At 56.4% G+C, this 11,190-nt stretch carries 11 protein-coding genes; 1 reads left to right on the top strand and 10 read right to left on the bottom strand.

The features are described 5' to 3' along the window. Nucleotides 1-165 precede the first annotated feature (165 nt). From AC0YNU_RS00770 to AC0YNU_RS00810, 9 genes are all read right to left on the bottom strand, one after another. Nucleotides 166-1,089 (bottom strand): DMT family transporter, encoded by a 924-nt coding sequence (locus AC0YNU_RS00770; RefSeq protein WP_475752410.1) that lies wholly within the window; start codon nucleotides 1,087-1,089, stop codon nucleotides 166-168. Between the two features lie 33 nt (nucleotides 1,090-1,122). After that, a complete protein-coding gene (locus AC0YNU_RS00775; protein WP_475752411.1) occupies nucleotides 1,123-2,586 on the bottom strand; it encodes an MFS transporter in 1,464 nt (487 codons plus the stop codon). 16 nt (nucleotides 2,587-2,602) lie between these two features. After that, nucleotides 2,603-3,037: a MerR family transcriptional regulator gene (locus AC0YNU_RS00780; RefSeq protein ID WP_475752412.1), complete on the bottom strand. Its 435-nt coding sequence runs from the start codon at nucleotides 3,035-3,037 to the stop codon at nucleotides 2,603-2,605. A 270-nt stretch (nucleotides 3,038-3,307) separates the two neighbouring features. Then, nucleotides 3,308-5,488, bottom strand: a complete 2,181-nt coding sequence (locus tag AC0YNU_RS00785) for a YhgE/Pip family protein (RefSeq protein ID WP_475752413.1) — start codon at nucleotides 5,486-5,488, stop codon at nucleotides 3,308-3,310. Nucleotides 5,489-5,689: 201 nt separating this feature from the next. After that, nucleotides 5,690-6,580 (bottom strand): LysM peptidoglycan-binding domain-containing protein, encoded by an 891-nt coding sequence (locus tag AC0YNU_RS00790; protein WP_475752414.1) that lies wholly within the window; start codon nucleotides 6,578-6,580, stop codon nucleotides 5,690-5,692. Between the two features lie 91 nt (nucleotides 6,581-6,671). After that, nucleotides 6,672-7,649, bottom strand: coding sequence for a phosphotransferase family protein (locus AC0YNU_RS00795; protein WP_475752415.1), 978 nt, complete (start codon nucleotides 7,647-7,649; stop codon nucleotides 6,672-6,674). A gap of 218 nt (nucleotides 7,650-7,867) precedes the next feature. Continuing rightward, nucleotides 7,868-8,455: a YdeI/OmpD-associated family protein gene (locus tag AC0YNU_RS00800; protein WP_475752416.1), complete on the bottom strand. Its 588-nt coding sequence runs from the start codon at nucleotides 8,453-8,455 to the stop codon at nucleotides 7,868-7,870. A gap of 13 nt (nucleotides 8,456-8,468) precedes the next feature. Next, on the bottom strand, nucleotides 8,469-8,774 hold the full coding sequence (locus tag AC0YNU_RS00805) for an MTH1187 family thiamine-binding protein (RefSeq protein ID WP_475752417.1): 306 nt from the start codon (nucleotides 8,772-8,774) through the stop codon (nucleotides 8,469-8,471). 52 nt (nucleotides 8,775-8,826) lie between these two features. Then, nucleotides 8,827-9,093 (bottom strand): hypothetical protein, encoded by a 267-nt coding sequence (locus tag AC0YNU_RS00810; protein ID WP_475752418.1) that lies wholly within the window; start codon nucleotides 9,091-9,093, stop codon nucleotides 8,827-8,829. Nucleotides 9,094-9,296: 203 nt separating this feature from the next. Between AC0YNU_RS00810 and AC0YNU_RS00815 the strand changes: the two genes are divergently transcribed. Continuing rightward, nucleotides 9,297-9,917: a uridine kinase family protein gene (locus tag AC0YNU_RS00815; RefSeq protein WP_475752419.1), complete on the top strand. Its 621-nt coding sequence runs from the start codon at nucleotides 9,297-9,299 to the stop codon at nucleotides 9,915-9,917. Nucleotides 9,918-9,938: 21 nt separating this feature from the next. On the opposite strand, the gene AC0YNU_RS00820 is transcribed toward AC0YNU_RS00815, so the two are convergent. Continuing rightward, nucleotides 9,939-11,078, bottom strand: a complete 1,140-nt coding sequence (locus AC0YNU_RS00820; RefSeq protein ID WP_475753904.1) for a glycerate kinase — start codon at nucleotides 11,076-11,078, stop codon at nucleotides 9,939-9,941. Nucleotides 11,079-11,190 lie beyond the last annotated feature (112 nt).

Here is an 11,190-nt window from a genome sequence, read left to right on the forward strand (position 1 = left end):
CCTTCACCATATGCCCAGCAATCTGACATGTTGAAAGAAAGTTGAAAATGAACGCAAAAAAGGATAAAAACCGCGCGAACGCGACTTTTATCCTTTTAAATCCAGCTTGTTTCAGTGAGGTTGCTCCGCAGCGTGCTTGCACGTATAGCTAATAAGCTAATAAGGTCAATCCGCTTGGGTTAAGCCCGCCGCTTGCCCACTCTGACCGAGCGGCCTGGAGCGCGGCTTCCAATTGGCTATCGCAACGCCGGCAAGAATCAGGACGCCGCCGCCGATCTGCGCTGCCCGAATCTCATCGCCCAGCACGAAATGGCTGACGACGATTGCGACGAACGGCGGGATATTCATGAACATCGCGCTGACGGACGGACCGACGACCGCAATGCCCCGGTTCCACCAGAAGCCCGCCAAGCCTTGGCCGATGACGGCTACCCCGATGAGCAGCAGCCAATTGAGCGGTTGATGGCTCCAATGCGAGCTGCCGTTCAACGCCTCGAAGCCGACGGTCGGCGACATCAATATCGTCCCGATAACCGTGGAGTAAATCGTGATCTCGTACGAGGTCATGCCCACCGTCAGCTGTCGAATGAAGAGCAGGCTGACGGACAACCCCAGCATGGCAATGAGCAAATAGACGTCTCCGAGCGATATCCCCAGCGATTTTCCGCCGTACAATACAATGCAGACGACGCCGGCGAGCGCAGTAACGGAGCCCGAGAATTTGAGCCACGTGATCGTTTCTTTCAAGAAGATGCGCGACAACAGTGTCGTGGCAATCGGCGACAACGCCACGATCAATGCGGCATTGCCGGCCGTGGAGTGCTTAAGCCCCGTGAAGTAGAACAATTGGTTGACCAACGTTCCCGAGATGCCGGCAAACAGCAGCAGCAGCCATTCCCTCTTCGTCGGACGCCGCATCGTCCCATTGATGAGCGCGACGGAGATCAGGAAGAGCGACATCACGACGAGTCTCGAGAACGACAGCAGTATGGGGGAAAAGTCACGGAGCAGATAGGCGCTGGCGACGTAATTGCCGCCCCAAAGCAGCGAGACGCCCCATAGCTTGCTTATAACAGTACGGTCAGGCATCGTTAGAAAATCCCCTGTCTATCCAAGTTGCGATTATTTGAAAGGCAGCGTTGCGCCGGCTGCCGGCCGCGAGCCGCGGCTCGACCGCAGATAAGACATCACGGTTGCCAGCGCCATTAAGGCTGCCATGAACCAGAATACGGCATGCAAGCCGCTTATAAATCCGTTCAGCGACGATTTGTCTTCCATGCCGACCTGCGTTCCCGAGAAGATCGCCAGCATGGCTTCATGCGGAATGCTGTGGGTGACGATCGGCATCGAGAAGGCGATGCTGAGCATCATGCCCATGTTCGTCGTCAAGGCACGGATGCCGGAAGCCTCGCCGCGGTATTTCGGACCGGCTGCATTCATGATGCTGCTGGAATTCGGCGAATTGAACAAGCCGGAACCGACGCTGATGATCGTCATATAGACGGCCAGATGCCAGAACGGCGTCGACAGACCCGTATCGAGCGCAAGCCCTGCCATACCAAAAATATTCAAGAACAACCCGATCGTTGCAGGCGTTGTTTCGCCATACTTATCGCCTAACAGACCCGCAAGCGGCGAGACGACCAGCATGCCGGCCGCGAGCGGGATGGTCATAATGCCGGCGACGAGCGCATCCTTCTCGAGCGCGCCCTGGAAGTAGAAGATCAGCATGAACATGACGCCCATGCGGGCAATCGCGTTCAAGGTCGCCGATACGATTCCGAAGGAGAACGTCCGGTTCCCGAACAACGGCAGATGAAGCAGCGCGTTCGGATGCCGTTTCTCGATCCGCAAGAACACGGGGAACAGCACAACGAAGAACAGCGCGGACACCCAGACGACCGGGGAGGTCCAGCTTTGAATCGGTCCCCAGGTCAAAGCGATCAGCAGTCCTGTTATGGACAGCACATAAGTAATGGCGCCGCCGCGGTCGAGACCGCCTGCCTTCGGCGCGGCGATTTTATCATCCTTCATCCCGAGCACCTTGTATCCCCACACGACCCCGATAATGCCGAACGGTACGTTGAACCAGAACGTCCATTCCCAGCCGAACGCTTCCGTCAGCCAGCCGCCGAGAACCGGACCGATAATTTGGCCAACGGCGACGACCATGATGTTGATGCCGAGCGCGCGTCCCAGCTCTTCCTTCGGAAACGCATCGGCCACGATCGCCGTGCTGTTAGCCATGATCATGGCCCCGCCGATCCCCTGCAGAATCCGGAAGATAATGAGCAGCGGAGCGTTCTCCGCGAAGCCGGCCGCCAGCGAAACGACGGTAAAGAGCAGCATGCCGACGATATAAATGCGCTTGCGCCCGAAACGGTCAGCCAATGATCCGGCCATGAGCACCATGACGGTTTGGGCAACCATGTAGGACAGCATCACCCACATCGCCTGGAGCAGCGTGGCCTGCAGGCCTTGCAGCAAATCCGGAAGCGCGATAATCAATGTACTGAAATTAAGCGCCGACAACAAAGAGCCGAGGCTCGTTACGGATAAAATCCACCATTTTCTGGAGTCGTTCATGTCGTCCTTCTTCCTCCTAGCCGCGATGCTCCTGCTTAAGCTGGCGCGCACGTTCAAGCCGTTTGTCGAAACCGAGCCGCATCGCCTGCAGCTTCTCCATTTTCTCGTCGATATGGGTAATGATCTTCTGCAGCCGGTCGGCCGCCTCGTCCAGCAGCCGGTCGCGCTCATCCATGTCGGACTCGCCGCGATAGCTCGCTTTGATCGACTCCAGCTCTTCTTCCGCTTGAAGAATGTCGCGAATTTCCTGCAGCGATGCGCCAAGCACCAGCTTCAGCCGCAAAATATGCGAGACGCGCTCCAGCATCTCGTCATTATAGATGCGATGTCCGCCTTCGGTCCGTCCAACATCCGGGAGCAACCCGATCTCCTCATAATAATGGAGCGTTCTCGAGGTAATGCCGAGCCGCTCCGTCACTTCTTCCATCGAATATTTTGCCGAAATCGTCATGCTCCGCAACATCTCCTTCCGTAGTAAATTCGCTCTGCTTTCGTAATCATAACAGAAATTTCAGATTACGTTAACGTTAGTTTAGAAAAAATTAGATGCCCCCTGTCCTTCGCGATTTTGATGAATTGGCGCAGGCCATTCAACGCAAAAACACCCCAAATTCCGGGAGGGGAAACGAATTTCCGCTGCCAGACTATGGAGTGCTGATCTTGAAGCCGTTCGATTGCGATACCAAGACCAATGTCTGCGTCGGTGCCGATGCGGAATAACTCAAATCTTCACCGGCATCAGCTGTTCGTCATCGGATTCGGGCTCCTTGGTCATAAAGTACGCGCAGGTGATCGGAATCGAAATCACCAAGAAAATGCTCAAATAGCCGATTTGATGCCACATGCGCGTAAAATCCCCGCTGGATATGACATCCCGAAAGCCCTGGATGCTGTAGCTCATCGGCAGCCAAGGATGCATCGCCTTCGCCCAGCCGGGCAGCAGCTCGACCGGAAACGTCCCCGCGCTTGACGACAGCTGAAAAATCATGATGAGCAGCACGACGAATCTTCCCGGCTGATCCAGCCATGTGACCAGCGTCTGGACGAGCATCATGAAGGTCAAACCCGTCATGACGGTGAACAGATAGAATAACGGGATACTCTCGACGTGCAGGCCGAATACGAAGACCAATAGCGTGCTTACCGCAAGCGACTGCACGAGGCTCATCAGGCCGAACACCAAGAGTTTGCCGATAAACAATTGAGCGCCCGAAGCTCCGGCCACGCGCGTCCCGCGCGCCGCGTAGATCGTCGTGAAGACAAGCGCGCCCGCGAACAGCGACATCGATATGAAATACGGCGCGATGCCGCCGGCATAAATCTTCACTTTTCGATCGTCCACCGATCGGATCATGACGGGATCCGCAAGCATATGGACGATCGTATCATCGGCCTTTACCGCCGCCGTCTGTTCTGCTGCATCGTTCAGCTTCGTCTCCAGCTTCTCGCTGCCGTCCGCAAGCTTCGGAGCGTTGGCATCCAATTCCGCAGCACCGCCGCTCAGCTGCCGCGCACCGTCTGCGGTTTGATTGATGCCGGCATCCAGCTTCCCTATTCCGCCGGCCAATTCGCCTAAGCCGCCGTTCAGGCGAGAAGCACCTGCTTGGAGCTGCTGACTGCCGGCTGCCAGGCGAGTTACCTCCGAATCGAGCGTATGAATGCCTGTTAACAGTCGCTGTTGTCCGGCTTGTACTTGACCGAATAGATCACCGATCGGCTTGCCTTCGTTTAAATGCTTGGCACCGGCAATGACGGCTTCAACGCCGTCCGCAGCCTTCTTGCCGAGAGCGAGCTGCTCCTTCTGATCAGCGTTAAGCGTTTGCGCCGATTGCGAAACCTCCTTGCTCGCAGCCAGCAGACGTTGAACATCGGCATCATCGGCAAGCTCTGGATGCGCGGCTATAAGGCGTTCTAGATTAGCAACCGTCTCATTAGCGCCTGTTGCCAGTTTGCCGCTTGCCGTTGCCGAGTCGTTAAGTCCGTTTGCCAGCTTCCTGATTCTCGTCTCCGCGTCAGGCAGATCCTTCGATAGCTTGGCCGCATCGGCTTTGGATGAGGTGACGCTATCCAATAAATCGTCAATTCCGGCAGCGGCGGCATCTGCATGCTTCGCTAGTTGATCGGCAGCGGCTTTCAATTGATTCGCCCCGTTAGACAATTCGGCTGCTCCGCTGTTAAGTTCCGCTGCGCCGCTCTTTAGCTGCAACGCCCCTTTTTGAAGCGGTGCGACACCATTCCGAAGCTTGCTCGTTCCGCTTGCGAGCGCGTCCATGTTCACCCGCAGCTTATGAATGCCCTCGCTTAACGAAAGAGCGCCAGCGTTGAGCTCGCCTGCTCCTTTCCCGGCCTCGGTGAATCCTGCGGAGATGGTTTCGAATTGCGACAGCATGCTTCTGGAATACGCTTCGGTCAACGTCTCCGATAGCCGGCTGCGAAGCTCCTTAATCGCATTCTCGCCGATTTGCCCGGCGATGAAATTGTTGAAGCTATTGGTTTCGAAGATGATTTCCGCCTGCTTGGGATGCCCGCTCTCCAGAGATGACGCATCCGCCGAGAAAGAGGGCGGAATCGTAATGGTGCCGTAATATCGGTTCCCTTGCATGCCGCCGGCCGCTTCCTCCGCCGTCACGAAATTCCATGCGAATTCGTCATTGGATCGTAATTCCTTGACGAATTCCTCGCCGAGGTTTCGGGGCTTGCCTTCGAGCTCGGCTCCTTGATCCCGGTTCACCACCGCGATCGGCAGGTTTGCCAGTTTCCCGTACGGATCCCAGGTACCTCGAATCAGGAAGCCGCTGTACAGCAGCGGCACCAAGGCCACGGCTGCAAAGGTGACGATCAGCATCGGTGATCGGATCATATGACGCCATTCGCCTGCGAATACATGAAACCATTTCTTCATCCGCTCGCCCTCCTCTCTGATCGTTTGATCGTTCTTATTGTTCTGTTGGTTTTCCCTTGAATTGCCAAATTATGCAGCCGCTGCGCGATCCATTGCCGATAGAAACGACAGCAAAGACCCGCACAGCGCGTGGCCATACGGGTCTGATCGCATTCGATTCGGATTTTCGGCATGCTCGCTAGCTATGTTCGCGCACCATCTTCATAGCAGCTGAATATCATCGAAACCGACTCGTGGCAAATACCCAGTCTGACCGGAAGACGCGATGCGAATCTGATCGAAATAAGCCAGCCCGCCTCGAGGTCCCTCTTCGTTCGCGCTGCTCGGAATATGCCAGTGGAGCGAGATCACTTCGGTTCCGGCGGGAATGGCAGTCGTCGTGGATGCGCCGTTCGGCTCCGCATACAGCAGTTGATCCGCGGTCGTCACGTGCAGCCGCCTGCCGAATCGCTTTGCCTGTGCGGTTCTTTGTAGAGCCAGCTGCGCCAATCGGCGTACACGCTCATCCGCGTCATGCGCGGCCTCTTCAAGAGCCGCTTTGGCCGAAGCCGATTCTGAAGCCATCCGGCCAAGAGCCATAACGGCATGATAGCGCACCGTTTGGCAGGCGTGTTTCGTAAGCGGAACAAGAAAAGGAACGGCCTGTTCGCCAAGCGCCTCCCATTGGAAAGAGCCGATATAATAGATGCCGTGTTCCTGCATCGGATTCAATGCACACCCGCTTCCGTCAGCGGTAGTTTTCCACTCTGCCGCCAGCGTTGCCGGATTCGGCGGGCTGAAGGCGACGAGCAACTCGCCGCCGGCTGGGATAGGCGATCCTGCCGGCAGGCGATTGGCTGCTGCAAGCCCCGCATCGGTTTGATGAAACTGCCCGGCGATGCAAGCCAGCGTATCGCCGGTCTGCGCGACGTAATAAGGATACCCGCCAGACTTTGCATAATCGATGCCGGTGTCCGGGACAAGGATCGGTCGTCCGGCGCTGATCAAATCCGGATCGCAAATGACATTCGCCTCGAGGATGGCTGCCGCCGTGGAATGGAACCTTGCAGCGATCCCTTTAACCGTATCACCGTTCGCTATCGTTACGATCATCCGCATTCCCCTCTCTGCCTATAAGTATGCGGGCTGCCTTGAATGCGGCACGCTGCCGGATCGATCTTGCACGCCTTCCCCGCCTCGATTGCTAAGTTTGGCCGATGAAGGCTAAGGTACTGCGAAGATTATGCTCGAAAATATGCCGCGCCAGCACCTCGTCGCGGAACCCTCGCTGCACCAGCTTCAAGCCGCCGGCCGCACAAGAAATATGCTGATGCAGCTGATAGAATGCCAGCCGGTCCGCGTCTAGCGAGTCGTCTCTCAGATACCGGTACCAGTCCCCAAAGCGAAGCCGCAGGAAGCTGTGCTCATGCTCGACGTCATAGAAGCTCGCGCCTTCGATGTCGATCAAGCAGAGCTCATTATCATTCTTTACGAGTACATGGTCGGGACCAAGCTCCCCATGAATGAAGCCATACCGCTGCCTTGGCTTGATCCTCTGCTCTAGGTCTTGCATGAGTTGAATCAACTGTTCTTGATGCGCCGCGACCGAGGCAACATGCTGCGCGGCAAATTCCAATTGCCGCAAGGCATTCAACAGCTGGTAACGATGGCAGGGGACAAGCTGATTATCGTTGCTATCGACAGGTCCATATGTCCCGCGCTCCAGGCCATGCATACGCCGAAGGAGATCGGACAGCTGCTCCATCAACGGTTCATTCAGCGGAGAAGAGCCGTCCAAGTAAGCTTCCAGCTTCGGGCCGGCAATGAATTCGACGAACGCATAATCGAAAGGGTATTGCGCCCGGTCCCGATTCATCGCATATAGGGTTGGCGTTCGAATCCCGTTCTGCTGCAGAAAAGCATGATTCGTAGCGAATAGCTCAGCGCCGTAGGAATTCCATAATGGACCGTCGGCATTCTCGATCTCTTCCTGAAAATAATTCTGGCTCAGATCCCACACGTACAGCAGACAAGTAAAGCCATTCGTGAAATCCACCTTGTAGATGACCTTCTGGGCACCGCCGTACAAGCGCTCCGTCATGGCCGGATGGTATCCGGTTCCAAAGGCTTGCCTTGCAAAGCTTGCCAAATCCTGCGGTTGAAGATGAGTTAGATGATTCATAGCATCGCATCGCTCCCGTTCCATTTTATTGCCGGCAATAAGAATGTTAGCGGAAGTTCAACTAAAAATATAGACTGTTTCGGAAAGCGCTGGTATGATGTTGAATTAGGTCTTGATAAAAATGCGCATACAAAAACCTTGGAGCAGCAGCTCCAAGGTTTTTTTGTTGCATCCTGTCATCCATCCATTTTCATCCATAATCACGCTTGCAGTCTCCGTCATTTCGGGTAGATTCGCTCGCCCTTCTCCAGCATATCCACGAATTGCGCAATACGCTTCATCCGGGTTTCCGCCTTCTTGGCATTATGGATCCTGAAGATCATCGCGTAGCGATTCTGCCTGTCGAGCGCCTCGAAGAATGCGCTAGCCTTCTCGTTCCCGGCCAGCGCCTCCGCAAAATCCGCCGGCAATTCCGATGTGCTCTGAGGCGCATACGCCTTGTCCCACTGGCCGTTTTGCTTCGCCTGCTCGATTGCGCGCAATCCCGCCGGTTTCATCCGATTCTGTTCGATCAACCGCGCTACCTTCTCCACATTCACTTTCGACCATATGCTTCGCGGTCCGCGCGGCGTAAACCGCTGGATCCACAATTCGTCATTGAGCTTCTCCTTCCTGCTGTCGATCCAGCCATAACAGAGGGCGATCTCAAGCGCTTCGTTGTATGTAATCGATGTCAATCCCGAAGCTTTCTTCGCAATTTGCAGCCATACTCCCGCCGAAGCCTCATGATGCCGCTCCAGCCAATCTTCCATTTGCCGCTCGCTCTCGAACAAGAGCATCGGCAGCTCATCTGCAGGACCGGACATTCTCGCACCTCCATTAGCGTAATTTCTCTTCCACCGATTGCATCTTCTGTTCCATCGTCCCTTTCTTGTCTCTCCGGTCATCGATCGTGATCGAGGTCGATACCCGCAGCGCGCCGTTCTCGAACGGGACCTCGTGCATGCGCCGAATGACGGCGAGCAAATCGTCCAGTTCGCCTTCGATAATCGTGCTCATCGGCGTCAACTGATAGCGGATCGACTCTTTTGCTTCCTGCAGGACGTTGATCACGGACGCCACGTAGGCGCCGACGCTTGGCGATTCCGTTCCGAGAGGAACAATCGTTACTTGAACAATAGCCATGCGAATCCCTCCATTTTCGATTATTCATGATGTTAACTATTAGTGACATAAGCTAATGGTTCGTTTTGCGTTTCTTGCCAACCAAATAGAGAATCAGCCATAGGATTGACCCGATCAAGTAAAGCGGCAGCACGAACACGATGAGTGTCGCGAAATCGGCCAAGTCATCCCAGCCGCCGTTGCCGCGATTGACTTCCACGAACAGAATAAGGCAGCCCAGCGCGTAAACGGCGAATGGCCACCATCTTCTCCGCCAACCGGCAGCGAGCAGCACCAGCAGCAAAATCACCCAAAGGATCACATATCCCGGACCATGCATGCGAACCCTTCCTTCCGTATCCAGTCATCCGCATCACGCGGTTAAACATCATTACCCGCCGCTGACTGCATTCCTGATTTCTCTTACGTATCAGCCTCTGTAAGAAGGTATATGCATGAGTAGCCGCGAATAGATGGAGCAAGCTATTGCGATATATTCACACGAAACGCCAGGGACTATAGGTTTGAAAGGAAGGAATACCTATGACGCTTGAACCGAACAGCTTACCGCCTGACTTGCTAGCAGCCTCGCAAAAGATCGCAGCCTCGGTCCTAGTTGCAAAAACCCGGTTCGATCGGCCGATTATCGTGGCGCTTGACGGCGGAAGCGGCGCCGGGAAGACAACGCTGGCGCTCATGGCGGCGCCGCTGGCAGATGCTTCAGTCATCCATTATGACGATTTCTTCGATGCAGCCGTTCCGGAGGAAGAATGGGATCGCTGCCCGGATGAGCAGAAATGTCGCCGCTGCCTGGACTGGAATCGGCTTCGCCGCGAAGTGCTGGAGCCGCTCATGAACGGACGGCCCGCCAGCTATCGTCCTTATTCCTTCGAGACGGAAGACAGACTGGCTCGCGTTGCCGTCACCGTCCGGCCTGCTTCCATCATTCTGCTCGACGGCATCTACAGCGCCCTGCCCGAGCTGAGAGACCTGATCGACTATAAGATATTAATCCGGGTTCCGGACACGATTAGGCACCAGCGGCATAATGAGCGCGAGAACAGCGAAGATATCGAGTGGCATCGCCGCTGGGATCCCTCCGAAGCTTATTATTTCTCGCAGCTATGTCCGCCTTCCTCCTACAATCTCGTAATCGATCTCTAACGATCTCGCAGATGGCGCATTTCAGTTCAGATCGTTCTTCGCAACCATCATACGCAGGACGTTCGAGACCGTTTGACGCAAATTCGACTCGCCCTGCTTCAATGCTTCTTCCAGCGTCATCGGGCTCGACGTGATGCTGAACGCCGCTTGCAAGCCTCCCCCATACAACTCCTCGTAGCCCGGCTGCAGGCTGCCCGCGAAAGCGAGCACCGGCACGCCGGCGCGCTTCGCATGCCTGGCAATGCCCGCGATGACTTTCCCGTTCGGCGTCTGGCCGTCGATTCGGCCTTCCCCCGTCAAGACATAATCCGCTCCCTTCACATGCGCATCGAAGCCCACCGCGTTCAAGACGAGTTCGATGCCCGGCTCCAGCTTGCCGCCGCACAGCATCAATGCGGCTCCGAGCCCTCCTGCCGCACCGGCCCCGGCGATATCATGCAGACGAAGACCGGCGGTCTCTTCGATGCGGTCCGCGAAGTGCGTCAGCGCCGCATCCAATTGTTTCGCCATCTCCGGCGTCGCGCCTTTCTGCGGACCGAACACATGCGACGCGCCGCGCGGACCGACCAGCGGATTCGTCACGTCGCAAGCGACGGATATGCCGATCGACTTCAAGCGCGGGTCCATGCCCGTCAGGTCGATGACCGCAACACGATGCAGCTCGCCGCCTCCGCGTCCGATGGACTGACCGCTTCCATCCAGCAGTCGGACGCCAAGCGCCTGCAGCATGCCTGCGCCGCAGTCGTTCGTGGCGCTTCCGCCGATCGTTACGATCAGCTGCCTTACGGAACCGCTCTCCAGCGCAAGGCGAATCAGCTCCCCGGTCCCGTACGTGGTCGTCAGCAGCGGATTCCGAACCGGCGCAGGGACCAGCTGCAGACCGCTTGCTTGCGCCATCTCCACGATCGCCGTTCTGCCGTCGCCCGATAGGCCGAATCGCGCAGCGACCGGATCGCCGATCGGCCCTGTCACCTCCGCCTCAATCAAGCGGCCGTCCAAAGCGTTCGCCAGCAGCTCCAGCGTGCCCTCCCCGCCGTCGCCGACCGGCAGCTCGACAATCTCGACCTCGCTGCCGCGGATTATCTCCGTTATTGCTTCCCGCATTATGGCAGCCACGCGCGAGGCACTCATGCTTTCCTTGAATGAATCCGGCGCCAACACGAATTTCAATCGTATCCCGCTCCTCTCCCAATCGCTTCAACCCTGGTCGATCCATCCAGTATTTGCATATTGTACCGCTATCCGGGCATCCTAATTCCCAAATCAAGGGATC

The organism is Paenibacillus sp. J31P316 (genome assembly GCF_056269105.1).

Excerpts from the sequence above, each read along its gene's own strand:
- AC0YNU_RS00790 (WP_475752414.1), bottom strand. The coding sequence starts at position 6,580 with ATGATCGTAACGATAGCGAACGGTGATACGGTTAAAGGGATCGCTGCA.
- AC0YNU_RS00780 (WP_475752412.1), bottom strand. The coding sequence starts at position 3,037 with ATGACGATTTCGGCAAAATATTCGATGGAAGAAGTGACGGAGCGGCTC.
- AC0YNU_RS00775 (WP_475752411.1), bottom strand. The coding sequence starts at position 2,586 with ATGAACGACTCCAGAAAATGGTGGATTTTATCCGTAACGAGCCTCGGC.
- AC0YNU_RS00815 (WP_475752419.1), top strand. The coding sequence starts at position 9,297 with ATGACGCTTGAACCGAACAGCTTACCGCCTGACTTGCTAGCAGCCTCG.
- AC0YNU_RS00800 (WP_475752416.1), bottom strand. The coding sequence starts at position 8,455 with ATGTCCGGTCCTGCAGATGAGCTGCCGATGCTCTTGTTCGAGAGCGAG.
- AC0YNU_RS00795 (WP_475752415.1), bottom strand. The coding sequence starts at position 7,649 with ATGAATCATCTAACTCATCTTCAACCGCAGGATTTGGCAAGCTTTGCA.
- AC0YNU_RS00770 (WP_475752410.1), bottom strand. The coding sequence starts at position 1,089 with ATGCCTGACCGTACTGTTATAAGCAAGCTATGGGGCGTCTCGCTGCTT.
- AC0YNU_RS00785 (WP_475752413.1), bottom strand. The coding sequence starts at position 5,488 with ATGAAGAAATGGTTTCATGTATTCGCAGGCGAATGGCGTCATATGATC.
- AC0YNU_RS00805 (WP_475752417.1), bottom strand. The coding sequence starts at position 8,774 with ATGGCTATTGTTCAAGTAACGATTGTTCCTCTCGGAACGGAATCGCCA.
- AC0YNU_RS00810 (WP_475752418.1), bottom strand. The coding sequence starts at position 9,093 with ATGCATGGTCCGGGATATGTGATCCTTTGGGTGATTTTGCTGCTGGTG.